The sequence below is a fragment of the Algiphilus aromaticivorans DG1253 genome, from assembly GCF_000733765.1.
GTDB lineage: Bacteria > Pseudomonadota > Gammaproteobacteria > Nevskiales > Nevskiaceae > Algiphilus > Algiphilus aromaticivorans.
In genome coordinates, this window is the sequence record NZ_JPOG01000001.1 from 741349 (window position 1) to 766274 (window position 24926).

Here is a 24926-nt window from a genome sequence, read left to right on the forward strand (position 1 = left end):
TTGAAGGTTCATTCGGCGTCTCCGCGGACCAGGCTGACGAAGATTTCCTCCAGCGAGCTCTCCCGGGTGTTCAGATCCCGGAAGGCGATGCCGGCGGCGTCGAGCTTGCGCAGCAGCGCGGCCACGCCGGTCTGCTCGGCGGATGCATCGAAGCGAAAGATCAGCTCCGAGCCGTCCTCTGAGAGCGTCAGGTTCTCCTGCGCCACGGCCTCCGGAATGGTCGGCAGGGGTTCCTGCAGATGCAGGCGCAGCTCGCGCGCGCCCAGCTTGTCCATCAGTGCCCGCGTCTCGTCGACCAGCAGGATGCGGCCGCGGTTGATGATGCCGATGCGGTCGGCCATCTCCTCGGCTTCCTCGATGTAGTGCGTGGTGAGGATCACGGTGACCCCGGTTTCGCGCAGGCCGCGCACCATCTCCCACATATCCCGTCGCAGCTCGACGTCGACACCGGCGGTGGGCTCGTCCAGAAACAATATCTTCGGCTCGTGCGACAGCGCCTTGGCGATCATCAGCCGGCGCTTCATGCCGCCGGAGAGTGTCATCAACTGGCTGTCGCGCTTGTCCCAGAGCGACAGCGCACGCAGGACCTTCTCGAGGTGGGCGTCGTCCCTGGGCTTGCCGAAGAGCCCGCGCGAAAAGCGCACCGCGGCCCATACCGTTTCGAAGGCGTCAGTGGTCAGCTCCTGGGGCACCAGCCCGATGCGGCTGCGCGCGGCTCGGAATTCACGCACCACGTCATGGCCGTCGGCCAGCACGCGGCCACCACTGGGGTTGACCAGCCCGCAGATGATGCTGATCAGCGTGGTCTTGCCGGCACCGTTCGGGCCGAGCAGGGCGAAGATCTCGCCTTCCTCGATGGCGAGATCGATGTCGCGCAGTGCGCGAAACCCAGAAGCGTAGGTCTTGTTCAGACGTTCGACGCTGATGATGCTGGACACGGCTGCTCCCGGCTGGGCGGTATCGGCGGCGCATTGTGCGCCAATGGGCGCGGCAGTGACGACGGCGTCACTGCCACTGCTATCACCTTACCGGCATGGTCGAATGCCGATGCCAGGCTTCGACACGACGCCGCGCAATGCGCTCAGCCCGGAACCAGCAAGAGCTTGCCTTCGGTGTCGCCGCTGCCGAGCATGCGCTGGGCCCGCGCGGCTTCGGCGAGCGGGATACGCGCGCCGACGACCGGCTCGAGCGCGCCGTCGGCGAGCAGCGTGACGAGGTGGCTCAGATCCTCGCGATAGGCCGCCGGCCGGGCGACACGCCAGCTGTCGACGTTGTAGCCGATGGCGCCCTTGACGTCGGTGAGCAGCCGCATGGGTGTGAAGCGCGGCGCGCGCAGCAACGAGGGCAGCGCCGAGCGCAGGCCGACGCGGCCGCCGGAGGCCACGCTCAGCGCGCCGTAGCAGACGAGCGTGCCGGTCGGCTGCAGCAATTCCCAGGAGCGGCGCGATTCGCGCCCGCCGACCGCGTCGAGCACCGCCGCGACACCGCGTCCGTCGGTGAGCGCCTGGACACGCGCCGCGACGTCCTCGCTGCGGTAGTCGACGGGCTCGCCGCCGAGGGCGCGCACGCGCTCGTGCTTGGCGGCCGAGCACAACCCGATGACGCGGATGCCGGCGAGCCGCGCCAGCTCCAGCACGGCGGTGCCGACGCCGCCGGCCGCGGCGTGAATCAGAACCGTGTCGCCGGCCTCCAGGCGCGCCACGCGATGCAGCATCTGCCAGGCGGTCAGATAGTTCAGCACCAGCGCCACGGCCTGCGCCGGGTCCACGGCGGCCGGTACGACCACGCACTGGTCGGCCGGCAGAAGGCGATGCAGCGCGTAACTGCCGTGCACGGTCAGCGCGGCGACCCGTGTGCCGACCGCGAAGGCTTCGGGGACGTCGGGGCCCACCGCCTCGATCTCGCCGACGATGTCGTAGCCGGGCGTGCGCGGCCAGGGCAGCGCGATCGGGTAGACACCCTCGCGGATCATCAGATCGGCGAAGGCGACCCCCGCGGCCAGCATCCGCACGCGTACCTCGCCCGGACCGGGCGGCGCAACGCTGACTTCTTGCATCGTCAGCCGCTCCGGCCCGCCGCGACGCGGTATGACGATGGCCCGGCTGCTGCGTTCTTCCTTCGTCATGCGGTGTCTCCCCCGAGCTGCGCTGTTCACCCGAAGGGGGGAGTATGCCGGCCGTCGAAGGCGCTAGCGTGGCAGGCTGACCGGGGAAGAGCGGAAGAGGCATGACCATGCGCGACGCGCAGCGCGAGCAACGCATCGACGAGTTGCTGGACAAGCAGGCGATCACCGAACTGGTCCACGCCTATGCCAATGCCGCCGACCGCCACGATCACGACAAGATGCGCGCGCTCTATCATCCGGACGCTATCGATGACCACGGCCACTTCGCCAAGGGACCGGCCATGGATTTCATCGACAAGCTGCCGGAGATCCAGCGTGACATGGCCATCCTCCATCACAACATCACGACAGTGAACCTCAAGCTGGACGGCGACAGTGCCGAGGGCGAGGTCTACATTCTCGCCATGCATCAGGTGCGCGCGCCGGACCGGCACTTCGACGTGCTCATCGGCGGGCGTTATTTCGACCGCTACGAGCGGCGCGACGGCGTCTGGAAGTTCAGCTACCGCGCCATCGTCGCGGACTGGTGCTGGCCCTCGGACCCGACAGCCATCGATCTGTCGCATCCCTTCCTGGAAGGCGCGCATATTGGCCGGCCGGGGCCGGAGGATCCGTCTTACGGCTTCTTTTCGCTTTTGCAGCGCGGGCGGCGCTAGGCTGGCGTCATGTCGGACCCCCTTGATACGCCGCTGCTTGACGCCGACGACCTCCTCGGCATGGCCGCCGGCGGTGAGGCGCCGTCGCCGCTGACCGGCACCGCTGCGTTGCTCGTCGATCTGGCGGCGACGAGTGCGCTCGACGCCGAGGAAGCCGCGCTGGCCGAGGCTTGGCTGCGCGCGGCCGGCTGCCCGGTGATCGGCGTCGGGCAGAGCAGCGGCGCGCTGTCGGCGGCCTGCGACGCCTGCGTCGCCGACACCGGTGTTGCTGCGCCGTTGCTGGAAGGCATTCGCGCCGCGCCACTGGCTGCCGCCACGGCCATGCAGCTGCTGCGCGTCACCGAGGGTCTGCCGCTGGAGGCGGCGCTGCACGCCGAGTCGCTGGCCTACGCCACGCTGCAGTCCGGCCCGGAGTACCGCGCCTGGCTGGCGGCGCATCAGCCGGGGCCGATCGTCGTCTGCGACAAAGGCCCGGCCGTACTCATGGAACGCGAGGACGCGCATCTGCAGCTGCGCCTGAATCGTGCGTCGCGCCGCAACGCGATGTCCGTGGAGATGCGCGACGCGCTCATCGAGGCGCTGTCGCTGGTTGCCGCCGATTCCGGTATCGCGACCGTGACGCTGGACGCGCTGGGTGCCTGCTTCTCCACCGGAGGCGATCTCGACGAGTTCGGCACCGCTCCCGACCCGGTCAGCGGGCACCTGGTACGCGGCCTGGCGCTGCCGGGGCGCTGCCTGGCGGCGTGTGCCGAGCGCGTGGCGGTGCGAGTGCACGGCGCCTGTGTCGGCTCCGGTATCGAGTTCCCGGCCTTCGCCGGCCGCATCGTCGCTGCGCCGGATAGCTGGTTCCAGCTGCCCGAGCTGGGCTTCGGCCTGATTCCGGGCGCCGGCGGCTGCGTCAGCATCCCGCGCCGTATCGGTCGGCAGCGCGCGGCCTGGATGATGCTGTCGCGGGCGCCTATCAAGGCTGCCACTGCCCTGGATTGGGGTCTGGTCGATTCGCTCGAGTAGGCCCATCAGTGTTGCCTGTGGGTCGGACTTCAGTCCGACGCGCGGCGCTCGATCAGGCTGGGTTGTCGGGCTAAAGCCCGACCCACAGCTGGTTCTCCAGAGGGCGGATTTCAGTCCGACATACGGAAGCCCGCCTCGCCCTTGGCTTGCGCTAGTCGCAGTCGATCGTCCCCTCGACCGCGAAGCGGCTGCGCATGGCGCGGGCGCGTCCCATCAGATCCTCGGTGTCGGCGGGCAGCAGGAAGCCGTCGGCCACGGAGAGTGCGGCGGCGGCTTGCAGTGCGCAGAAGTACTCGGCGTGGCTGGCGTATTCCTGGTTCAGGCGCTGGCGGCTGAAGGGCACGGTCGTGCCGCCCAGGCCGCAGTCCGTGGAGCGATAGCGCGCCACCGGCACTTCCACGGGTGGCAGGCGGATGCCGCCCTGGGCGTTGCCGAAGCGGTCGCGCGCCAGCGCGCCGTCGGCGTCGAAGGTGTAGCGCGGCGCCTCCGGCGGCCTTGCGCCGCCGCGCACCCAGCCGTCGAGATGGTGCAGGGCGGCGTTGACCGCGTAACGCATGGGGAAGGCGGCACCGGCAAGGATGCAGGCGGCGTGCAGCGGGTGCGGGCGCTCGCCGTAGTTGCCGGCCGTTTCCAGTAGGCGGAAATAGGCCTGTGCCGGGCGCTTGGGCAGGCTGGCCTCAGCACGCAGCGCCTGCCCGAAGACCTGCTGATAGCCGACGTGAAAATCCTGGTGCGCGCTGCCGGCGACTTCCCAGAGCACGAGGTTGTCGCGGAAGTCGGCGGCTTCCGGCTGCGCCTCGTAGTCGCTGAGCAGCTGCAGCACCGGCACAGGTGGCGGCGCCTCGAAGACGCGGCCGATGGGGGACTGGATGAGCAGGCCGTCGATGACTTCGCCGTCGACGTGATCGCCACTGGCGAAGTCGAAGAGCTGGTTGGCCGACTGGCTCTGTCCCGCGACGAGCAGCTTCTCGACCGGCTGGCCCGCCATGGGGTCGTTCTCGCCGCCGTCGCCGCGGATAGCGCCGGCGATCTGATTGAGCATGGTGAAGGCGTATTCGTCGCCGGGGTGGTCGAGCGGCGCGTAGCGCACCGGATCCCAGGTCTTGGGCGTCAGCAGCGGCAGGCAGCAGAGACCGGCCTCCTGCACGCTGACGTGGGCAAAGGCGTAGCCCTCGCGCAGCAGATGTTGCTGGGCGTTGAGCAGGACCACCGGGTTCTCGAACTGGGCGGTGACATTGACCCAATCCAGCACCACCGTGCCGTTGAAATCCTCGGCGCGTTGCGGGCGGCGCAGGAGGAATCGGGTGGTGTAGGGCGCCGTGGTGGCGCCGTCGGCGGACTGCGCCTGGCCGCTGACGAAGTACTCGGCTTCCTCGTAGCCGAGATCGCCGAGATCGAACCAGCTGTCCCAGAGCGCGTGGCCGCGCAGCCCGCCGGTGATCGGGCCTTCCACCGTTACGGCATCCGCGCGGATTTCGGCGCTCTCGGCAGGTGGCTCGGAGCCGGAGCAGGCCGCCAGCAGCAGGGCGACAAGGGCAAGTGGGAAAATCGGGTACGGGCGTGCAGGGGACATGGCGCGGCTCCCGGAAGCCGCCAATCCGGCTGGCGACGAGGCGTTCAGCTTGTCTGCGCGGCCGTGGCAGCGGCCTCATCCGTTCGGAGCAGCGAATCTCGCCCGATTGCATGAGTCGAGCCCCCGGAACGGCGGCTATGCTCGCCCGCATTCATGTAGACGGGTAGATAGCAATGAGCGCTGTTCTCGATTTCGAGCAAGCCCAGGATCCGCCGAAGGCAAAGGGTCTGCCGCTGCTCGGCAATACCCTCGAAATGGCCCGCGACCCCGCGCAGTTCTTCCTGCGCCTGTATCGCGATTACGGCCCGGTCAGCCGCGTCACGGTGATGGGGAACGAGTACACCGTCATCGCCGGCCCGGAGGCCGCGAACTTCGTCGGCTCGCGTGAGGGCAAGGACAGCCTGCGCTCCAAGGAGTTCTGGCAAGGGCTGGTCGAGGAGTACGGCGCGACGCGCACCCTTACCGGCGAGGATGGCGAGTCGCACAAGGAACTGCGCAACATCATGCGGCGCGGCTACTCGAAGGACTCCATCAAGGGCCGCTACAACGAGCTCGTAAGGATCACCGATCGCTGCTTCGAGCGCGACTGGCCGGTGGGGCAGTCCATCAACGTGCTGCCGGCCATGCAGTACATGGTCACCGACCAGCTCGGCACCATCCTCACCGGTAGTGCGCCGCTGGAATACGTCGACGCGATCCGTACCAACATCCTCTACATCCTCAATGTCCTGGTGACGCGCCAGCGCCCGAAGATCCTGCTCAAGCGGCCGAAGTATCAGAAGGCCAAGGCGCGCGTTGAGGAACTCAAGGAGAAGATGGTTGCCGACTGGTACGCGCGGCATCCCCAGGGCCAGGCCGAGCCGTCGGAGGACGAGACGCCGAACCTCATCGACGACATCATGCGCGCGCACGTCAATCACCCGGAAGTCATTCCGGAGCAGGATCTGACCGTGACACTGACCGGTCCCTACGTCGCCGGTCTCGACACCGTGGCGAACACCACCGCGGCCATCACCTACTGCGTGCTGAAGTACCCCGATGTGCGTCGCCGCGTCTACGAGGAAGTCGATGCGCTCTTCGCGGATGGCGAGATCGACGAGAGCCAGCTCTTCGCCAAGATTCCGTCGCTGCAGGGCGCGATCATGGAAGCCATGCGGCTGTACCCGATCGCGGTAGCGCAGATGCGCACGGCCACCAAGGACTTCGTCTTCGACGGCTACCGCGTGCGCGAGGGCGAGATGATCTACGTCGCTACTTCCGTGCCGCATTTCATGGAAGAGTTCTACCCCGAGCCGCAGCGCTTCGATATAGACCGCTACGCCAAGCCGCGCGCCGAGCACATGCAGTCCGGCGCCTACTCGCCCTATGGCCGCGGCCCGCACACCTGCCTGGGCAAGAGCCTGGCCGAGGTGCAGATCGCCCTGTCCATGGCACGGCTCTTCTACAAGCTCGACCTCGAGCTCGACCCGCCCGACTACGAGCTGAAGACCAAGACCGCGCCGACGCCCGGGCCGGCGACGACCTTCAAGGTGAAGGTGAAGGGGTATCGGAACTAGGCGCCCGGCTCATCTCAACGGACGAAGCCCCCACGGGAGCGCTATCGCTACGCTGTGAGGTAAGTCCGACTCACAAGAGCGATAAGTCATGCCCGACAGCAGTCCGGCCGCGGAGCGGCCTTCGGTGTATCAGGCCTTCACCGGCCTTTCCCCCGACGAGATGGAAATCCTGCACCAGGCCGACCGCTTCGCGCAGGCGGAGCTGTATCCGCTGGCCGAGCGTATGGACAACGAGGAGTGGTGGCCGCCCGAGGTCTTTCCGAAGATTGGCGAGACCGGTTTCTTCGGCATTACCGCGCCGGAGGCGCTGGGTGGCTCGGGCATGGATGTCTTCACCAGCGGGCTGGTGCTGCAGGCCTTCGGGCGCTGGAACCATGCGCTGGCGCTGTCCTGGGTCGCGCACGAGAACCTCTGCATGCACAACATCCTGCGCAATGCCAGCGAGGCGCAGAAGCAGAAGTACGTGCCGGGCATGTGCAGCGGCCAGTTGATCGGCGCGCTCGGGCTGACCGAGCCGGGTGCCGGCTCGGATGCGCTCGGCTCGATGCGCACGACGGCCTATCGCGACGGCGATCACTACGTGCTCAACGGCAGCAAGATCTACATCACCAACGGCCCCGTCGCCGACGTGCTGCTGGTCTACGCCAAGACCGACAAGGATCGCGGCGCCAAGGGCATTTCGGCTTTCTTGGTCGAGAAGGACACCCCCGGCTTCAAGGTGGCGCAGAAGCTCATCAAGATGGGCTTCCGCGGCAGCCAGACGGCCGAGCTGGTCTTCGAGGATTGCCGGGTGCCGGCCGAGAATCTGGTCGGCGTCGAGAACGAAGGCGTGCGCGTGGTCATGTCGGGGCTGGATCTGGAGCGGGCGATGATCTCGCCGATCTGCTTGGGCATTGCCGAGCGCGCGCTGGAGCTGTCGCTGGAGTTCGCCAAGCAGCGCAAGCAGTTCGGCAAGCCGATCAGCGAGTTCCAGATGATCCAGGACAAGATCGCCACGATCTACACCAAGGTCGAGGCGATGCGGCTCTACACCTACCAGACGCTGCGCGCGGCCAATGTCATGGGTGAGGACGATGGGGGCCGTGGCGAGATTCACAAGCTCACCGCTGCGGGCGTGCTCTTCGTCGCCGAGACGATGAACGAGGTGCTCAACGAAGCCGTGCAGATCCACGGCGGCAACGGCTACATCTGGGAGTCCGAGATCAATCGGCTGTACCGCTCCATCAAGCTGCTGGAGATCGGCGCCGGTACCTCGGAGGTGCGCAAGCTCATCATCAGCGGCGAGCTGCTGCGTGGCTGAGGGGACGATGAGTCACGAAGCCTGGCTGGCCGAGCAGCTGGCCACCAACACGCCGGAGGCGGTGTGGGAGGCGCCCACCGTTTACCGCGACGATCTCTTCAAGGATCAGGTCATCCTGGTCAGCGGCGGCGGCAGTGGTATCGGCCGCGCCGTGGCACTGCTCTGCGCGCGGCTGGGCGGCACGGTCGTGATCTGCGGCCGTACGCAGGAGAAGCTCGACGCGGTGGTCGACTTCGCGCGCGGCCGCGGTAAGACCATGCACGCCTACACGGCCAATGTGCGCGACGCGGAGTCCGTGGAGGCGCTGCATCAGCGCATCGCCGACGAGGTCGGTGTGCCGGACGCAGTCATCAACAACGCCGGCGGGCAGTTCCCGGGGCAGGCCATCGACTTCTCGCCCAACGGCTGGAATGCCGTGGTGCAGAACAATCTCAACGGCAGCTGGTTCATGATGCAGCGCGCCGCCCGTGGCTGGCGCGATGCCGGCCGCGGTGGCGTCATCGTCAACGTCGTCGTGGTGACCGAGCGCGGCATGCCCGGTGTGGCGCATACCGTGGCCGCGCGCAGCGGCGTCATCGGGGCCTCGACCACCGTGGCCGTCGAATGGGCGCCGCTGGGTATCCGCGTCAATTGCGTGGCGCCCGGGCTGACCGCCACCGAGGGGCTGGCGGTCTACCCGCCGGAAGCGCAGAAGGAGTTTCCGCGTGCCAACGCCATGAAGCGGCCGGGCACGCCCATGGAGATCGCCGAGGCCTGCGTCTATCTGGCCGCGCCCTCGTCCAGCTTCATCACCGGCGAAGTGCTCACCGTCGACGGCGGCGGGCGCCTGTGGGGCGAACTCTGGACCGCCGGCCGGCCCGATTGGTACGCCTGACGCACACCCGGCTCATGCGAACGGCCGAGGGGGCGGTAGCGCCGGCTGGCTTACCATCGCGCTACGTTCCGTTTGATACGCATTCATGACCGAATCCGCCAGCGAGCATTACGTCATCCTCGGCGCCGGCCAGGCCGGCGCCGAAGTCGCAGCTTCTCTTCGCAAGAAGGGCTTCGAAGGCCGCATCACCCTGGTCGGCGAGGAGCCGCAGCCGCCCTACCGGCGACCGCCGCTTTCCAAGGCCTTCCTGGCTGGCGAGGCGGAAGAAGCCAGCCTCTTCGTGCTCAAGCCCGAGCAGATGGAGAAGCAGCGCATCGACTTCATCGGTGGCGCGCGCGCCACGGCCATCGACCGTGACGCCAGCACCGTGACGCTGGACGATGGGCGCGAACTGCGCTACGACAAGCTTGCGCTCACCCTCGGCGGCCGCGCGCGCCCGCTGCCGATTCCCGGCGCCGATCTGGCCAACGTCTTCCTGTTGCGCAATATTGCCGACGTCGAGGCGATTCGGCCGCACATCGTCGACGGGCGCCGGCTCTGCATCGTCGGCGGCGGCTTCATTGGGCTGGAAGTCGCCGCGGTGGCGCGCAAGCTGGGGCTCCAGGTCACCGTCGTCGAGACAATGGAGCGCGTGCTGGCGCGGGTCACCGCACCAGTGGTGTCGCGCTTCTTCGAGCGCATCCACCGCGAGGCCGGCGTCGATGTACGCACCGGCGTGGCGGTGGAGGCTTTCGAGGGCGACGACGGCGCCGTGCAGCGCGTGCGCCTCGGCGACGGCTCGACGCTGGACACCGACCTCGTCATCGTCGGCATCGGCCTGATCCCGCACAGCGACCTCGCAGAGGCCGCCGGCCTCGAATGCGACAACGGCATCGTCGTCAATGAATACGCGCGCACTACCGATCCGGACATCGTCGCCGCCGGCGACTGCGCCAATCATCCCAATCGCTTCGCCGGCGGTCGCACGCGGCTGGAATCGGTGCAGAACGCGATGGAGCAGGCGCGGGTGGCTGCGGCCAGCATGCTGGGCGAGGGCCAAGCCTATGAGAATATCCCCTGGTTCTGGTCCGATCAGTACGAGCTGAAGCTGCAGATGGCCGGGTTGTCCGGCGGCTATGACGATATCGTGCTGCGTGGCGATCCGGAGAGCGGTCGGCAATTCTCGGCCTTCTATCTGCGCGAGGGGCGGCTTATTGCGGCGGACTGCGTATCGCGGCCGCAGGACTTCATGTTCGCGAAGAAGCTGATCGCCGCCGATGCGTTGCCGGACGCGGCAAAGCTGGCGGATGCCGAAGTGCCGCTCAAGGAACTGGTCCCGGCCTGAAGGAGCCACCATGCCCACCATTCGTTTCATCGAGCCCTCGGGCACCGAACATGTCGTCGAGGCCGAGAGCGGCCAGTCGGTCATGGAGGCGGCTACGGGCAATCTCGTGCCCGGCATCGTCGGTGAGTGCGGCGGCTCCTGTTCCTGTGCGACCTGCCACGTCTACATCGATCAACCCTGGTTCGGGCAGCTGGGCACGCCGGACGAGATGGAGGAGATGATGCTCGAAGGCGCTATCGAGCCGGGCGAGCAGAGCCGCTTGTGCTGTCAGATCGAGGTCGCCGACGATCTCGATGGGATGGTGGTGCGGATTCCCGCTGGTCAGCTCTGAGTCTTCTTTGCGGCGCTCTTGCGTGCGCTCTTCTTGCGTGCGGTTTTGCTCGCGGCTTTCTTGGCGGTCTTCTTGACCGCCTTCCTGGTGGATTTCGCAGCCTTGCTTCCGGTCTTCTTCGCGGTCTTCGTCGCCTTCGTCGCCGTTTTGTTTGGCGCGCGCCTCTGGTGGGTTGGTTCCAGGGCAGCTTCCAGCTCGTCCAGGGCTTCGCCGGTGTAGACCGCCAGCCGCTGCAGGGAGGGGATGGCGTTGCGGCACCCGATGTAGCCCACCGTGACCTTGTCGGCGTAGCCGACGAGCGTCATGTTCAGCGCGTAGCCGTCGAAGAGCACCGACATTGGATAGATCGACTCCAGCTCGGCGCCCATCATGTAAAGCCGCTCCTTGGCGGCTACGACGTTGGAGACGACGACGTTGAACAGCGGCGGCCACTTGGGCAGCGTGCCGGTGAGCTGGCCCAGCATCAGCGGGGCGATGCCGAACATTCCGAAGCGCTCCAATGCAGCGGAGGCCATGCCCAGCATTTCGTCCTTTGTGCGCTGAGTGGTGGCGTGGATGCGCTGCAGGCGATGCAGGGGGTCGGGAATGTCGCTGCCGATGGGGCAGACGAAGCCGCTGACGGCATTGCCCGAGCGACCATCGGTCCGCGGCAGGCCGATGGGCACCGAGGCCGTCAGCGAACGCTCCGGCAGCTCGCCCTGTTCCTGCAGATAGCGGCGCGTGGCAGCGCCGCACAGGCTCAGCGCAATATCGTTGATGGTGGTGTCGGTGGCGCTGGCGATGGCCTGCAGGCGGGGCAGTGATAACACTTGCGTGCCGAGCCGGCGCTGGCCGGTGATGGGCACGTTGAAGGGCGTGTCCGGTGTGCGCAGGGCGGCGCGAATGGCGCTGTTGTCACCTCCGCGACTGAGGCGGTAGAAGGTTGCCGCGAGATCGCGCGCATTGCCGGCCTGCAGCTTGCCGCGGCTCAATACGCCGCGCAGCATTTCCTGGAGATTGCGTGCCTGCGCGACGTCCTGTCGGTGCGCTGAAGCCTCGCGCGCGGTGCGCAATGCCGCGCGCAGCTCGCCTGGGCTGCGTGGGTCCGTGGGGTCGGCGGTCAGCCAACTCTTGACCAGCTTCATCGCGCCCATGCCGTCGATGGCACAGTGGTGTGCCTTCAGATAGAGGGCGAAGCGGTCGTTCTCCAGCCCTTCGATGATGTGGCATTCCCAGAGCGGCCGGTCGAAATCCAGCGCGTGCGAGTGCAGGCGTGACACGAGCACGCCCAGCTCGCGCTCGCCACCCGGATAGGGCAGCGCTGAATGGCGGACGTGGTATTCGGGATCGGTTTCGGTGGGCACCCATTGCGGTGGCAGCGCGTGGGCCGCCGGCCAGTGCAGACACTGATCGAAGGGCGCGGGCATGAAGGGATGCGCGCGCAGCGCTTCCGTCAGGCGGTGAAGATAGTCCGGCGGTGCGTTGGGCGGGCGCTTGAAGGTCATCAGGCCGCCGACGTGCATGGGCGTGCGCGCAGACTCCATGCGCAGGAAAGCGGTGTCGAGCACGCTCAGTCGGGTCATTGCGGTCTCCCCTTTGTTTTCGTCCTTCTCGTCAGCCTAGCTGTTTTGCGGCCCGATAGCGCGCAGAGCGCCGACCGCTCGCGCTAGTCAGTTTGGATGATGGAAGAAGGGTGGCGGCGAACTAGTGTTACTGCCGCTATTACCCGAATACCACATTAGACCGAAAGACCGGCATCACGGAGGGGAGACCATGCAGAGCTTCAGGGGCGCCGTTGCACGGTGCTGTTCCATCGCCATACCCGTTATCGCGCTGACTGTTCCGGGCCTCGCGGGCGCCAGAAGTCTGTCGTTGCCATTCGACATCGAGGCCAATTACAACCTGACGCTCAACTACGCGGTCGCGATGCGCATGCAGAATCAGGATCCGGCGCTCACCGACGGCACTATCGATCCGCTGCAGCCCGTGGTGCTGCCAGAAGGGCAGATCATTGGCTTCGAGCGCACCGGCCTGCCCGACACTTCCAATAGTGATGACGGCAACCGCAACTTCGACAAGTACAGCCTGATCAATAATCGCATCAGCGCGCTCGCGGAGATGGCTTTCGAGCGCGACAATTTCGCCTTTGTGCTGAGCGGTAACGCCTTCTACGACGACGTCTTCTTCCACGACAACGACAACAAGAACGCGGATTTCCTTAACCGCTTCGACGATACCGAAACCTACAACGACGCCGGTGAAGGCCGTGCCGGTGATCGCGAGGTAACCGACAAGTTCTCGCAGGCCATGCGCTCGCAGAATGGCCGCCGTGCGCGGCTTCTCGACGCGTATCTGATCGCCGATTTCCCCATCGGCGATTCCTCCTATCTGAACCTCCGTATCGGCCAACAGGTGGTGTCCTGGGGCGAGGCGCTTTTCTTCGGTGGTATGGCGCGCGACATGGGTATCGCCGACGCCAGCGCCGGATTCATACCCGGCGCCGAGGTCAAGGACATCCTGTTGCCGACGCCGCAGGTGTCCGCGCAGATTGGTCTTGGCTGGGACTGGACGCTGAAGGGCTACTACAAGCTCAGCTTCGACGAGAACGAGATCTTCCCGGTTGGCCACTACTTTTCGCCTACGGATGTGCTTGGGCCGGGCGCGGAGTTCGCATACGGCTCGATCAACCCGGCGTATCTCGAGGGGTGCCCCGGCCTTCTAGATGTCGGTCAGTTCAACGACTTCGTCGGCAATCTTCTGGGCGAGCTCAGCGACCTCAGCCAGCTCTGCAATCTCGGTGGTCTCGGTGGGGCGCTGCTCAACGCTCGGCCCAATATCCTGACCTTCCGCGAGGCCGACAATCGTCCCAGCGACAGCGGGCAGTGGGGTGTGGGACTCGACTACCGGCTCACGTCGAGCACCTCGCTTAGCGCGCATTATCTGCGCTATCACAACCCCAACCCGGGGCTGAAGTTCACCACCGGTTTCGCCCGGATCGGTGAGGTGGGCGGTATCGAGATCACCACCGGGCTCATCAATCAGACGGTGCCGGTGAGCTACCGGGTGACCTACTTCGACGATATCGAGCTCTACAACCTGTCCTTCTCCACGACGGCCTTCGGGCTCAGCGTGGCGGGCGAGGTGAACTATCGCGATGGCATCAACATCGACGTGCTGACGATTGCTTCCGGTGTGCCCTTCCCGGAGCCGCAGCGCGGCAAGACCGTGCAGGGTCTGGTTTCGACCATCGCCGCTTTCAATCCGGCCGTAAGCTTCATTGACGAGGTCAATGCTGTCGCCGAAGTCCAGTACATCCGCGTGCTCGACGTTGATCCGATCACCAATCCGCAGACCGGCGTCAATCCGGTCGGTGATGGTGATGAGCTCTTCTTCGTCGATAACGACGCCGCAGGCTTCCAGCTTCTGCTGCTGCCCAGGAAGCGCAATGTGCTGTCCGGTTGGGACTTCACGGGACTGGTTTCCTACGCCGAGCTGAGCTATGGCAATCCGGCACAGGCGGGCTCCTTCGGTGCGCTTTTCGGCGAAGGTGATCGTCGCCTGAGCCTGGGCGGCACCATGCAGTACCTGCAGAACCTCTCCTTCAATCTCACCTACAACTTCTTCTTCGGCGATCCCGAAGCCACCATCGGCGACAGCTTCCAGCGACAGAATCCCTTCGTCGACCGCGATTACCTCGCCTTCAACGCGAAGTACCAGTTCTAGAGGCCTCGCGCCGCCGGCTTCGAAGCCGACCACTTGCAATCACCGGGCTTTCATGACGGAACAGGCAGCAGAATTCGACCCCCGCGACTTCCGGCGCGCCCTGGGCAGCTTTGCCACAGGCGTAACCATCATTACTACTCGCGACGCCGAGGGCGAGCCGGTTGGTTTGACGGTCAACAGCTTCAACTCGGTGTCGATGAATCCGCCGCTGGTGTTGTGGAGCCTTGCCAACGAGGCGATGAGCCTGCCCGCCTTTCGCGATGCCGACTACTGGGCCGTGCACATCCTCGCCACCGATCAGGAGGACCTGTCCACCCGCTTCGCCAAGCGCGGGGAGGACAAGTTCGCGGATCTCGATATCGAGGAGGGCCGCGGCGGCATCCCGCTGCTCAAGGGCTGTACCGCGCGCTTCCAGTGTCGTACCGCGTCCAGCTACCAGGGCGGGGATCACCTCATCTTCATCGGTGAAGTGCTCGACTACGATCATTTCGAAAACCCACCGCTGGTCTTCCACGGAGGGCGCTATGCACACGCTACCCAGCGCGCGCACAGCAAACCCGGTGAGCCCTATCTGGCAGGCAGCTTCGGTGAGGATTTCCTCGGCTATCTGCTGGGCCGAAGCCACTTCCGCTTCTTCTCGCGCATCCGTCCGCATTTGGCGGAGGCCGGGCTGAGCGACGAGGAGTTCTACGTGTTGTCGGCGATGACGCTGAAGCCGCGAATGTCGAGCGTCGATCTCGACAAGCTCACTTCCGGCGTTCTGGACGATTGCTGCACGCAGACGCTGGATAGCCTGATCGGCCGCGGCCTGCTCAAGAGCGAAGAGAAGGTTGCGGACGAATCCGGCTACGAGCTCACCCCGGAAGGTCGCGAGCTGGCGCTGAAGCTGATCTCCGTGGCCAAGGCCGTGGAATCGCAGGTGCTCGCCGGCCTCGGGCCGGATGAAGATGCCGTGCTGAAGTCCTTGCTCAATCAGCTGCTCGGTGTGCTCGATCCCGAGGTCGGCAGCATCTGGCATCCGGACGAGAACGAACGCCCCGGCTGATCGCTTGGTATTTGGCAAGGTTGTAGGACGGCCTTCAGGCCGACAGCCGAGCGCGCGGCTCCGACTGAAATCCCGACCTATCGGCCTACAACCAGGGCGAGGCTTCCCTAGCTTCGGGTGAAGCCGCCTCCTTGGCGTCGAGACCTAGTCTTTTCGAGGGAAGATGGCGGCCATCGGTCGCCTTAGTTTCTGCTGCTAGACGAGGCGAGGGAGCAACACGCCCCGCCGAAACCTACGCAAGGGATAGACTCCATGGATCGGAGAAACGTCTTGCCGCGGCTTGGCGGCAGCACAGCTGTTTGCTTTCTGTTCGGGATCGCGTCGGCGACGGCCAACGAGTTGTCGCTGCCTTTCGGAGTCGAGGGTAGCTACAACCTGACCCTCAACTACGCTGTCGCGATGCGTATGCAGGATCAGGATCCGGCGCTGACCGATGGCACCGTCGACCCGCTGCGAGCTGTGGTGCTGCCGGAAGGCCAGATAGTCGGATTCGAGCGCACCGGTCTGCCTGATACCTCGAACAGCGATGATGGCAATCGCAACTTCGACAAGTACAGTCTGATCAACAACCGCGTATCTGCTCTGTTCGAAGCCGATTTCGAGTACGAGAACTTCGCCTTCGTGCTTAGTGGCAACGCCTTCTACGACGACGTCTTCTTCCAGGAAAACGATAACGAGAACGCGGACTTCCTCAACCGCTTCGACGATACCGAAACCTATAACGACGCCGGCCAGGGCCGTGCGGGGGATCGCGAGGTCACCAACAAGTTCTCGGATGCGGCGCGTTCGCGCGTAGGGCGGCGGGCCCGGCTGCTGGACGCCTATCTGGTTGCCGATTTCCCCTTCGGTGACGCTTCCTATCTCAACCTGCGCATCGGCCAGCAGGTGGTTTCCTGGGGCGAGGCGCTGTTCTTCGGCGGCATGGCGCGTGACATGGGTGTGGCCGATGCCGCCGCCGGCTTCGTTCCCGGTGCTGAGGTCAAGGATATCCTCCTGCCGCAGCCACAGGTCTCCTTCCGCATGGGGCTGGGCTGGGACTGGACGCTAAAGGGCTATTACAAGTTCACCTTCAAGTCGAACGAGGTCTTTCCGGTCGGCCATTACTTTTCCCCGGCCGATGTGCTCGGCCCGGGCGCGGAATTCGCTTACGGCTCGATCAACCCGGCGTACCTGGAGGGCTGTCCCGGCCTGCTCGATGTCGGGCAGTTCAACGACGTCCTCGGCAATCTGCTGGGCGGGCTCAGCGATCTGAGCCAGCTGTGCAATCTCGGTGGTCTCGGCGGCGCCCTGCTGAACGCGCGGCCGAACATCCTCACCTTCCGCGAGGAGGACATCGAACCGAGCAGTCGCGGGCAGTTCGGCGTTGGCCTGGACTACCGGTTGACACCCGGCACGTCGGTCAGCGCGCACTACATCAGCTATCACAACCCGAACCCGGCGCTGAAGTTCACGACCGGCTTCGCCAAGCTCGGTGAGCTGGCCGGCATCGAGCTCACGACGGGCTTGATCAACCAGCGGGTGCCGGTAACCTACAACGTCACCTATTTCGACAATATCGACCTGTACAACGTCTCCTTCTCGAGCACGCTCTTCGGCCTCAGCGTGGCCGGCGAGGTCAATTATCGCGATGGCGTGAATCTCGACGTGCTTACTATCGCCTCCGGCGTGCCTTTCCCGGAACCCCAGCGCGGAGAGACGGTGCAGGGGCTCGTCTCGGCGATCAACACCTTCAACCCGCCGGGCACGCTGTTCGACGGGGTCAGCATCGTCGGCGAGGTGCAGTACATCCGCGTTCTGGATGTCGACCCGATTCGCAACCCGCAGCCGGGCATCGAGCCTGCCGGTGACGGCGACGAGCTCTTCTTCGTCGATAACGACGCAGCTGGCTTCCAGTTTCTCGTGCTGCCGGGACGGCGCAACGTGATCAGCGGCTGGGACTTCACGGGCCTGCTTTCCTACGCGGACCTGACCTATGGCAATCCGGCCCAGTCCGGCTCCTTCGGTGCGCTCTTCGGTGAGGGGGACCGTCGCCTGAGCGTGGGCGGGACGATGCAGTATCTGCAGAATCTGTCCCTCGGCCTCACCTACAACTTCTTCTTCGGCGATCCCGAGGCGACGATCGGCGAGAGCTTCCAGCGCCAGAACCCCTTCGTCGACCGCGACTATCTCTCCTTCAACGCCAAGTACAGGTTCTAGGCGCTTGCCGGGCCGGCACGAGCCGGCCCGGCAGGGGATCAGGGCATGTATTCGCCGCCGTTGACGTCGAGCGACGCGCCGGTGACGACGCGCGAGTAGTCAGACACGAAGAACAGTGCCGAACGCGCGCATTCCTCATCGGGCGGCACGATGCGCAAGGGGATGTTGGCCGCGATCTGCCCCTTGATCTCCTCGACAGGCACGCCGGACTGCTCGGACTGCCATTCGACATAGCCCTTCACCGGTGCACCCCACATCCAGCCCATGTGGACGGTGTTGACGCGGATGTTGTCGGGTCCGAGCTCGCTGGCGAGATATTTCACCGTGGTAGCCAGCGCACCCTTGGAGGCGGCGTAACCGGCTTCACCCACCGGCGGCACCTTGCGCGCGGCCATGGTGTTGACCATGACGATGGCGCCCTGCTTCTGCTGCTGCATCTGGCGGGCAACCGCCTGCGTGAGCCGCAGCGTGCCGAAGAGATTGGTCGCCATGGGCTCCATCCAGCTGTCGATGTCAGCCGTGGAAGCGTGGTCCATGGCACCGTGCACAAAGGCGCTGTTGACCAGCCCGTCGATGCGACCGAATTCGGCCACAGCAGCATCGACGAGCGCCTGGCAGTCCTCCGGCTTGGTGATGTCGGTGACCTGCTTGAGCACTCGGCAGTCCGGGTTGACCTCGCGCACGCGCTGCTCGGCGTCCTCCAGCTTGGCTGCGGTGCGGGCCGATACCACCAGTCCCGCCGCTCCGGCGCGCGCGGCCTCAACAGCCAGCTTCACGCCGAGCCCCGTGCCGATGCCCGAAATCACGATGATCTTGTCCTTCAGCATATGAGTCTCCCTCCAATGGTTCGTTCTGGAAACTGCAAATTTCCGTTGATTAAGCCGCTCAAGGCCTGCCATGCGTTGGCGATGCCGCGAAGCGGTGAGCCAGTGGGCTCCGTGCCCTTTGAGGGTAATTCGTGACCGACTTGCCAGCGGCAAGTCGCAGCGCGAATTACGGCTGGGCCAGGGAAGGCCCAGCCAGGGTCACTTGGCGAGGTCTGGACGACCGAGCCTAGTGACCGCGGCGATCTTCGCGCGACATACGGGCTGCGGTTGCCCGCCATCCGTGGCGCTACCTTTTCGCTAGAACCAGGCCCCGGCCCGGACATCCCTGTCCGGGCGCTCCCAGTGCTGCGAAGTGCCACTGGCACCTCGGTCACTGCTCGCCCCCGAGCACGGCATCCGAGACGGGAACCTGTCGCGGCGCAGCCGCGGCAGGCCACCCGGCGGGCACCATGGCTTTGGTTCCTTTGGCCGTAACCAAAGGAACCCGCGCCGGTCGCGCGGCGACATTCGACAGCGCCTTCGCCATGAGGCGCGGAACCCTCAAGCAAGACGGGGCCAACGGGTTGCAGAGCGAAGCTCCTGTCCCCGTCCTCTGGGCTATCAGCCACCATCGATATGCCGCGCGATATACGGCGCAAAATCCCGCCGCAGGCCATCGGCACTCAGGCCGAAGGCTTCCGGGGTGTAGTGATGAGCAGCCTGCGCATGCTGGGCGTTGTCAGCTTCCAGCCATGCCTGCATGGCCTGCTCGGTGTCCGGGGCGATGTCCCAGCCGATGGTGTCGTAGATGCGCCGCACGACCGCCATGGGATCGCGCACCGTGTCGTTGAAGGCAACGTCCAGGAAGCGATCGCGATACTCGGGGCTGTCGCGCACGGCCATGGTGTGCTCCAGGCCTGTCTTCATGCGCGCGCTCCAGCTGTGCCCGACGGCCTCGGCATCGGGTGCGTCGCTGTAGATGCCGTGCAGGGTATGGATGAAGCTGGCAATGGAGGGAATGCTCTCCACCGGATCGCGGTGGGTCTGCACCACCTGCGCGCCGGGGAAGGCGTCCATCAGCAGCCGCATGCGGTGGATGTGGTGTGGCGCCTTCAGTACCCAGCGCTGGGCAGTGATGCCGCGCTTGCGCTTCTGCCACTGTAGGAAGGCGAGCATGCGCTTGAGGAAGTCGTAGGCCGGGCGCTCGTCCTGCTGCGCCAGCCACTCCATGTAGCTGTCCACCCGCGCGTAGGCGTTGAAGTCTGAGAGGAAGGAATGCTCCATGAGCATGAACTCCTCGTCGGCCTCCTCGTTGGCCATGGGGTGGATGGCCATCAGCTGTGGCATGGCCTCGGTCATCATGTTGACGATGGCGGCGCCCTGCTCGATGCGCGGTGAGGGGTCGTCCAGCGACTCGCCGGGCAGCGGTACGGGCATCTGGGATTCCCAGAAAGGCATCCAGTAGAAGCGCGGGTCGCGAGACAGCAGGCGGTGCAGTTTGGTGGTTCCCGTGCGCGGCAGGCCGACGATGATCAGTGGCGGCGCGACTTCCTCGTCGAGGATCTCTGGCTTGCGTTGGATGTGATCTTCCAGCCAGAGTCGGTTGGCGAGCTGGGCAGTCAGCTTCTGCCGGAAGGTCTCGCGGCCAGTATCCGAGAGCCCGGCCTCGGACTCGAGGGCGGCGCAGAGCTTCTCCAGACCGGGTCGGAAGCTGTCGTCACCGAAGTCCGTCAGCCCGCCGGTCATCTGGCGAGCGGCATCGAGCAGCGCCTGCGGCTGCAGCTTGTCGCCGCTCACGAGGCCACCTTCGCGACATCGGCCAGCTTGCAGTGACGCGTCTCGGGGGCGACGAACTCGGTCGCACCGACCCAGCGCAGGCACATCGTGCCCTGCTCGTGCCCTGCAGTCTGCAGCCAGTTGGGCTGGCCGGGATCCCGGTGGGCGAGGACGATGGTGACGCTGCCGTCGGCGGCCTTCGCCGCCGAATGCTGATTGAGATGAATGCGGTGATAGCGGTAGTCCAGCGATTCCATCCAGTAGTTGTTGATCTGGATGTTCCAGAAGCGGCAGTCGGGGATGCGCGGCAGGTGAATGACCAGGGCCTCGTCCTCGGCAAGCTGCCAGTGCGAGTGGTAGTAGTGGATGTTTGGATCGCCGCCCACGCTCTGGCACAGCGCCTGATCGGCCGAGGGCAGTTCGTTGGAATGCGGTTGATAGCTCTGCGCCCAGTCGGCGAAGAGCCTGGCCGTGCCCTCGACGAAGCTGGCCGTGTTGGCCAGCGCGGTCTGCAGCCGCGCCGCCGTCAGCGGTTCCGGCGTGGCGGAAGGATCGGCGCGGCGGATGGTCATGCGCGCCGGCGTCTCTGCGCTTCTGTCCTCGAAGGTTTGGCGCACGATCAGCGCGTTGGTGGCCTCCTCCAGCTGCACCCAGTTGCCGTCCTGCTTCTCGCGGCTGAGGGTGACGCGGAAGCTGCCGTCGGCATTGAGCTGCATGTCGGCGGCATCAAGGAAGCCGGTCTGGATCATCTTGCCGTCGGATTCGTAGCCGCCCTTCTGCGTGCCGAAGGACAGATAGGCCACGCTGCCGCGATCGCCCTCCACGATGTAGTCGTAGCGGCCGTCCAGCCGTGCCATCAGGTACAGGTTGTCGGGGTTGTCGGCGCCGATCTTTGCCGTTTCGTGCGAGGGCGAGAAGAACCCTGGAAAGGCCGGGTCGGCGTATTCCAGATGCATCTCCAGCCCGATACGCAGCAGTCGCGTCAGGTAGCGGAAGCCCTCGGCACGCTCGAGCTCGGTAACCGGCGTTTCCGGGCGCAGCACCTGCTGGCCGGCGCGCCGAAGATCGTCGCAGAAGCGCTCCCACACTGCGCCGCTGATGACATCGCGGCTCGCGTCACTGTCCATGCCCCACCCGTGGTTCTTGCCTGCCTGAACCCTAGGCGGGCGAGGGGGTGGCGACGTCATCTTTATGCAGTAGGCCCTTCATCCGAAAGGACGATTACCGCCGCGCGCGGCCCCCGGTAGTCTGGCACCATCGTGATGCCAGACAAGTTGGCATCCACCCATTCCATCATCGACATTTCACGATCTCAAAAAGGAGACGCCATGTCCGCAGCGGAATTCCTCAAGCAGCTCCCGCAGGCCTTCAACCCCGAAGCCGCCGGCGATACCGAGTGCGTGCTGCAGTTCAACACTTCGATCCCGGCCTACGCCACGATCAAGAACGGCGAGTGCACGGTGACCGAGGGTACGGCCGACAACGCCGACGTAACCCTCATCATGGAAGACGACGATCTCATCCAGCTCTTCAAGGGTGAGCTCAATGGCATGACGGCCTTCATGACCGGCAAGCTGCAGGTCGAGGGCGACATGATGCTGGGCCAGCGCCTTCAGGGCTTCTTCGACGGCTCGAAGCTGTCCTGATGCAGCGCTGAGCTGTGCGTTTCGCGGCCCGGCTTTGCCGGGCCGTTTTGCTTGGGTGGAGACAAAACAATGCAAACAGAAGAACTCGCCGCCCGCCTGCGGGCGGTCGAGGATCGCGAAGCGATCCGGGAATTGAAGTCGACCTATTTCGCGGCCTGTGACGGCAAGGATCCGGCGACCATGCGCGCCTGTTTCCTCGACGGGCCGGTCGCCATCGACTACGGCGCCATCGGCGCCTTCGACAACGCCGACGACCTCGTACAGGTCTTCCGCGATATCGGCTGCCATCCGCACATGGTCGAGATGCATCACGGCCTGAACCCGCGCATCCGGATCACCGGACCGGACAGCGCCGAGGGCGAATGGGCGCTGCAGTACCAGCTGATCAACACCCAGGAAATGACGCTGACCCAGCTCGGGGCGCGCTACGAGGACGATTACCGGCGTACGGCCGACGGCTGGAAGATCGCCGCCACGCGCTGCATCGTGCATTCCACGCTGGTCATCCAGCTCGGGGAGGATGCGCTCAAGCGCGTCATGGCGGGGGCGCCCGAAGCCGTGGGTGGCGCGGCATGAGCGCGCGGCTGCGAGCGACGGCGGCGCTGATCCTGGTAGGCCTGCTTGCTGCCTGCGGCGGTAGCGGAAGCGGTAGCGGTAGCAATAGCCAGGCCCCCGCGAGCAGTGCCGGTCGCGATGCCGACACAAGCTGCGGCGACCACCCCTGGTGCGATACGAGCCTGTCGCCCGAGCAGCGTGCGGCGCTGCTGCTGGAGGCCATGAGCGTCGACCAGAAGATCGGCCTGCTGGCCGGGGATGACCCCTTTGGGTCGCTCACCGGTGAACCCGCCAACGGCACCAGCGACGGCATTCCCGAGCTGGGCGTGCCACGGCTGCTCTTCTCGGACGGGCCCGTCGGTCCCCGCAAGGGACAGGCCACGGCGCATCCGTCGCCGGCTCTGCTGGCCTCTAGCTTCGATGCCGCGCTCGCACGCCGCACCGGCAAGGCTATCGGCAACGAGGTGCGCCACAAGGGCGCGGACGTGGTGCATGGTCCGGCGATGGACATCATGCGGACGCCCAAGGCCGGCCGCAGCTTCGAATCCTACGGCGAGGACCCCTTGCTGTCGGCGCGCATGGGCACGGCCTGGACGCAGGGTGCGCAGAGCGAGGGCGTGATCGCCAACATCAAGCACTTCGCAGCCAACAATCAGGAAGGCCAACTCGGCGTGCCGCCGCTGACCGGCATTCTGGGCGGTCGCTTCTTCGTCAACGCCGTGGTCGATGAGCGCGTGCTGCGCGAGATCTACCTGCCGCCCTTCGAGGACGCGGTCAAGCGCGGCGGTGCCGGTAGCGTCATGTGCGCCTACAACCGTGTCAACGGCGACGCGGCCTGCTCCAACGAATGGTTGCTGCAGCAGGTGCTGCGGGACGAGTGGGGCTTCAAGGGCTTCGTCATCACCGACTACTTCTTCGCCCAGAAGAACACGGTCGGTGCGCTGCGCGCGGGTACCGATCTGGAGATGCCGGTGCCGCTGCTCTACAACCGGCTGACCATCAACACGAACCGGGCGCTGGGGCGCATCGACGAGACGCTGATCGACGAGCGCCTGGGCAAGACGCTGAGCACCATGTTCCGCTTCGGTGTCTTCGATCGCCTGCCCTTCGAGGAGAACAACGACGCCATCGACCAGCAAGGCCACGCCGCACTGACGCAGGAAGTCGCCGAGCAGGGCATGGTGCTGCTGGCCAATGACGGCCTGCTGCCGCTGCGCGCGGATGCGCTGCAATCCATCGCCGTGATCGGCGCGGCCGACCGCATTGTCAGCGGCGGAGGCTCCTCGGCCGTGAGTTCCTTCCGGCAGACCACGCCACTGGATGGCATCCGCGAGCGCGCCGGCGATGGTGTCGAAGTCCGCTTCGCCGACGGCAGCGACCAGGAAGAGGCCGCCGCGCTGGCGGCAGAGTCGGACATCGCCATCGTTTTTGCGGCCGTCGAGATCAGCGAAGGCGTGGATCGTTCCTGCCTGTCGCTGTCCTGTGCCGGTGATCGCCCGGATCAGGACGCGCTGATCGAGGCGGTGGCCGCGGCCAACCCGCGCAGCATCGCCGTGCTGCAGTCCGGCACCCCGGTGCTCACGCCCTGGCGTCACGAGCTGGCAGCGCTGATCCACGCCTGGTACCCCGGTCAGGAGGGGGGCGCGGCCATCGCGCGCGTGCTCTTCGGTGACGTCGACCCCGGTGGTCGCCTGGCCGCGACCTTCCCCGAGCGCGAGGCGGACCTGCCCACCGCCGGCAGCCTGCGCGCCTACCCGGGCCTGCTGCGCGTGGAATACCAGGAAGGCGTGCTCGTCGGTTATCGCTGGTACGACGCCATGGGCATCGAGCCGGCTTTTGCCTTCGGCCACGGCCTGTCCTACACCGACTTCGCCTACGAAGGCCTGGCCGTGGATGCCGAGGGCGTACGCTTCACCGTGCGCAACATCGGCGATCGCGCCGGCAGCACCGTGCCGCAACTCTACATCGGCATGCCGCAGCCCGACGCCGACACCGTGCAGCCACCACGCCAGCTCAAGGGCTTCGACAAGCTGCGCCTGGAAGCCGGTCAAGCCCGGCAAGTGCGTCTTGCCTTCGACGATCGCAGCTTTGCGTACTGGGATAGCGCGGCGCAAGACTGGGCCGTAGCGCCCGGGTGCTACCGCATCGAGATCGGCGCATCGTCGCGCGACATCCGACTGCAGACGCGAACGGCGCGTGCGGGCGGGAGCTGCAACTAGCGGTCGGTTGCCGGTGGCCCTCCAACCCGACAGCCGAGATTGCATGGTGGCGTTGTCGGACTGAAGTCCGACCTACGCCTCCGGCGCCTCCGGCGCTGTAGGTCGGCCTTCAGGCCGACAGCCTGGATGGGTCCGTCGGGCTGAAGTCCGACCTACGTCTCCGGCGTTCCCCGCGCTGTAGGTCGGCCTTCAGGCCGACAGCCTGGATGAGCCCGTCGGGCTGAAGCCCGA

20 protein-coding genes are annotated in these 24926 nt (G+C 66.1%); 13 read left to right on the plus strand and 7 right to left on the minus strand.

Annotation, left to right across the window (positions count from 1 at the left end; translation table 11 throughout):
* Window positions 1–8 precede the first annotated feature (8 nt).
* Window positions 9–938: an ABC transporter ATP-binding protein gene (locus U743_RS03450; RefSeq protein WP_043765527.1), complete on the minus strand. Its 930-nt coding sequence runs from the start codon at window positions 936–938 to the stop codon at window positions 9–11.
* Window positions 939–1081: 143 nt separating this feature from the next.
* Window positions 1082–2125 (minus strand): medium chain dehydrogenase/reductase family protein, encoded by a 1044-nt coding sequence (locus U743_RS03455; protein WP_043765529.1) that lies wholly within the window; start codon window positions 2123–2125, stop codon window positions 1082–1084.
* 101 nt (window positions 2126–2226) lie between these two features.
* On the opposite strand from U743_RS03455, the gene U743_RS03460 reads away from it, so the two are divergent.
* A complete protein-coding gene (locus tag U743_RS03460; protein WP_043765531.1) occupies window positions 2227–2781 on the plus strand; it encodes a nuclear transport factor 2 family protein in 555 nt (184 codons plus the stop codon).
* Window positions 2782–2790: 9 nt separating this feature from the next.
* Entirely contained in the window at window positions 2791–3792 is a 1002-nt protein-coding gene (locus U743_RS03465; protein WP_043765533.1) for an enoyl-CoA hydratase/isomerase family protein, read from the plus strand.
* Between the two features lie 151 nt (window positions 3793–3943).
* On the opposite strand, the gene U743_RS03470 is transcribed toward U743_RS03465, so the two are convergent.
* A complete protein-coding gene (locus tag U743_RS03470) occupies window positions 3944–5365 on the minus strand; it encodes an alpha/beta hydrolase domain-containing protein (protein ID WP_043765535.1) in 1422 nt (473 codons plus the stop codon).
* A gap of 173 nt (window positions 5366–5538) precedes the next feature.
* Here U743_RS03470 and U743_RS03475 point away from each other — a divergent pair, with 173 nt between their 5' ends.
* From U743_RS03475 to U743_RS03495, 5 genes are all read left to right on the plus strand, one after another.
* On the plus strand, window positions 5539–6921 hold the full coding sequence (locus U743_RS03475) for a cytochrome P450 (RefSeq protein WP_043765536.1): 1383 nt from the start codon (window positions 5539–5541) through the stop codon (window positions 6919–6921).
* Window positions 6922–7009: 88 nt separating this feature from the next.
* Complete coding sequence (locus tag U743_RS03480; RefSeq protein ID WP_052367482.1) at window positions 7010–8221, plus strand: acyl-CoA dehydrogenase family protein; 1212 nt, start codon at window positions 7010–7012, stop codon at window positions 8219–8221.
* A 7-nt stretch (window positions 8222–8228) separates the two neighbouring features.
* On the plus strand, window positions 8229–9095 hold the full coding sequence (locus tag U743_RS03485) for an SDR family NAD(P)-dependent oxidoreductase (RefSeq protein ID WP_043765538.1): 867 nt from the start codon (window positions 8229–8231) through the stop codon (window positions 9093–9095).
* Between the two features lie 85 nt (window positions 9096–9180).
* The gene (locus U743_RS03490) at window positions 9181–10419 is read left to right on the plus strand and encodes an NAD(P)/FAD-dependent oxidoreductase (RefSeq protein WP_043765541.1); all 1239 of its coding nucleotides are present in this window, start codon (window positions 9181–9183) and stop codon (window positions 10417–10419) included.
* 10 nt (window positions 10420–10429) lie between these two features.
* Window positions 10430–10750, plus strand: coding sequence for a 2Fe-2S iron-sulfur cluster-binding protein (locus U743_RS03495; protein ID WP_043765543.1), 321 nt, complete (start codon window positions 10430–10432; stop codon window positions 10748–10750).
* On the opposite strand, the gene U743_RS03500 is transcribed toward U743_RS03495, so the two are convergent.
* Window positions 10741–12312, minus strand: a complete 1572-nt coding sequence (locus U743_RS03500) for a WS/DGAT/MGAT family O-acyltransferase (protein ID WP_084191321.1) — start codon at window positions 12310–12312, stop codon at window positions 10741–10743. The genes U743_RS03495 and U743_RS03500 overlap by 10 nt on opposite strands.
* A gap of 190 nt (window positions 12313–12502) precedes the next feature.
* On the opposite strand from U743_RS03500, the gene U743_RS03505 reads away from it, so the two are divergent.
* The 3 genes from U743_RS03505 (at window position 12503) to U743_RS03515 (ending at window position 17693) form a co-directional block, all read left to right on the plus strand.
* The gene (locus U743_RS03505) at window positions 12503–14452 is read left to right on the plus strand and encodes a DUF1302 domain-containing protein (protein WP_084191322.1); all 1950 of its coding nucleotides are present in this window, start codon (window positions 12503–12505) and stop codon (window positions 14450–14452) included.
* A gap of 52 nt (window positions 14453–14504) precedes the next feature.
* Window positions 14505–15497 (plus strand): flavin reductase, encoded by a 993-nt coding sequence (locus U743_RS03510; protein ID WP_043765545.1) that lies wholly within the window; start codon window positions 14505–14507, stop codon window positions 15495–15497.
* Between the two features lie 252 nt (window positions 15498–15749).
* Window positions 15750–17693 carry a DUF1302 domain-containing protein gene (locus U743_RS03515; protein WP_084191323.1) on the plus strand — a complete coding sequence of 648 codons (1944 nt, stop codon included), beginning with the start codon at window positions 15750–15752 and terminating at the stop codon, window positions 17691–17693.
* Between the two features lie 38 nt (window positions 17694–17731).
* On the opposite strand, the gene U743_RS03520 is transcribed toward U743_RS03515, so the two are convergent.
* The 3 genes from U743_RS03520 to U743_RS03530 form a co-directional block, all read right to left on the minus strand.
* Window positions 17732–18520: an SDR family oxidoreductase gene (locus U743_RS03520; protein WP_043765547.1), complete on the minus strand. Its 789-nt coding sequence runs from the start codon at window positions 18518–18520 to the stop codon at window positions 17732–17734.
* A gap of 600 nt (window positions 18521–19120) precedes the next feature.
* A complete protein-coding gene (locus U743_RS03525; RefSeq protein ID WP_043765549.1) occupies window positions 19121–20296 on the minus strand; it encodes a sulfotransferase family protein in 1176 nt (391 codons plus the stop codon).
* Window positions 20293–21402 (minus strand): DUF1214 domain-containing protein, encoded by a 1110-nt coding sequence (locus U743_RS03530; RefSeq protein WP_043765551.1) that lies wholly within the window; start codon window positions 21400–21402, stop codon window positions 20293–20295. Before U743_RS03530 ends, U743_RS03525 begins: the two co-directional genes overlap by 4 nt.
* A gap of 201 nt (window positions 21403–21603) precedes the next feature.
* On the opposite strand from U743_RS03530, the gene U743_RS03535 reads away from it, so the two are divergent.
* The 3 genes from U743_RS03535 to U743_RS03545 all read left to right on the plus strand — a co-directional run bounded on the left by U743_RS03535 (window position 21604) and on the right by U743_RS03545 (window position 24695).
* A complete protein-coding gene (locus tag U743_RS03535; RefSeq protein WP_043765553.1) occupies window positions 21604–21921 on the plus strand; it encodes an SCP2 sterol-binding domain-containing protein in 318 nt (105 codons plus the stop codon).
* 69 nt (window positions 21922–21990) lie between these two features.
* Window positions 21991–22497: a nuclear transport factor 2 family protein gene (locus tag U743_RS03540; RefSeq protein WP_043765555.1), complete on the plus strand. Its 507-nt coding sequence runs from the start codon at window positions 21991–21993 to the stop codon at window positions 22495–22497.
* Window positions 22494–24695 carry a beta-glucosidase gene (locus tag U743_RS03545; RefSeq protein WP_052367485.1) on the plus strand — a complete coding sequence of 734 codons (2202 nt, stop codon included), beginning with the start codon at window positions 22494–22496 and terminating at the stop codon, window positions 24693–24695. The genes U743_RS03540 and U743_RS03545 overlap by 4 nt, the downstream gene beginning before the upstream one ends.
* The last annotated feature ends 231 nt before the right edge of the window (window positions 24696–24926 follow it).

Bases quoted from the DNA above. Each gene is read 5' to 3' on its own strand.
- U743_RS03545 (WP_052367485.1), top strand. From the start codon at position 22,494: ATGAGCGCGCGGCTGCGAGCGACGGCGGCGCTGATCCTGGTAGGCCTG.
- U743_RS03540 (WP_043765555.1), top strand. From the start codon at position 21,991: ATGCAAACAGAAGAACTCGCCGCCCGCCTGCGGGCGGTCGAGGATCGC.
- U743_RS03505 (WP_084191322.1), top strand. From the start codon at position 12,503: ATGCAGAGCTTCAGGGGCGCCGTTGCACGGTGCTGTTCCATCGCCATA.
- U743_RS03475 (WP_043765536.1), top strand. From the start codon at position 5,539: ATGAGCGCTGTTCTCGATTTCGAGCAAGCCCAGGATCCGCCGAAGGCA.
- U743_RS03465 (WP_043765533.1), top strand. From the start codon at position 2,791: ATGTCGGACCCCCTTGATACGCCGCTGCTTGACGCCGACGACCTCCTC.
- U743_RS03455 (WP_043765529.1), bottom strand. From the start codon at position 2,125: ATGACGAAGGAAGAACGCAGCAGCCGGGCCATCGTCATACCGCGTCGC.
- U743_RS03495 (WP_043765543.1), top strand. From the start codon at position 10,430: ATGCCCACCATTCGTTTCATCGAGCCCTCGGGCACCGAACATGTCGTC.
- U743_RS03500 (WP_084191321.1), bottom strand. From the start codon at position 12,312: ATGACCCGACTGAGCGTGCTCGACACCGCTTTCCTGCGCATGGAGTCT.
- U743_RS03520 (WP_043765547.1), bottom strand. From the start codon at position 18,520: ATGCTGAAGGACAAGATCATCGTGATTTCGGGCATCGGCACGGGGCTC.
- U743_RS03490 (WP_043765541.1), top strand. From the start codon at position 9,181: ATGACCGAATCCGCCAGCGAGCATTACGTCATCCTCGGCGCCGGCCAG.
- U743_RS03530 (WP_043765551.1), bottom strand. From the start codon at position 21,402: ATGGACAGTGACGCGAGCCGCGATGTCATCAGCGGCGCAGTGTGGGAG.
- U743_RS03485 (WP_043765538.1), top strand. From the start codon at position 8,229: ATGAGTCACGAAGCCTGGCTGGCCGAGCAGCTGGCCACCAACACGCCG.
- U743_RS03460 (WP_043765531.1), top strand. From the start codon at position 2,227: ATGACCATGCGCGACGCGCAGCGCGAGCAACGCATCGACGAGTTGCTG.
- U743_RS03510 (WP_043765545.1), top strand. From the start codon at position 14,505: ATGACGGAACAGGCAGCAGAATTCGACCCCCGCGACTTCCGGCGCGCC.
- U743_RS03515 (WP_084191323.1), top strand. From the start codon at position 15,750: ATGGATCGGAGAAACGTCTTGCCGCGGCTTGGCGGCAGCACAGCTGTT.
- U743_RS03480 (WP_052367482.1), top strand. From the start codon at position 7,010: ATGCCCGACAGCAGTCCGGCCGCGGAGCGGCCTTCGGTGTATCAGGCC.
- U743_RS03535 (WP_043765553.1), top strand. From the start codon at position 21,604: ATGTCCGCAGCGGAATTCCTCAAGCAGCTCCCGCAGGCCTTCAACCCC.
- U743_RS03470 (WP_043765535.1), bottom strand. From the start codon at position 5,365: ATGTCCCCTGCACGCCCGTACCCGATTTTCCCACTTGCCCTTGTCGCC.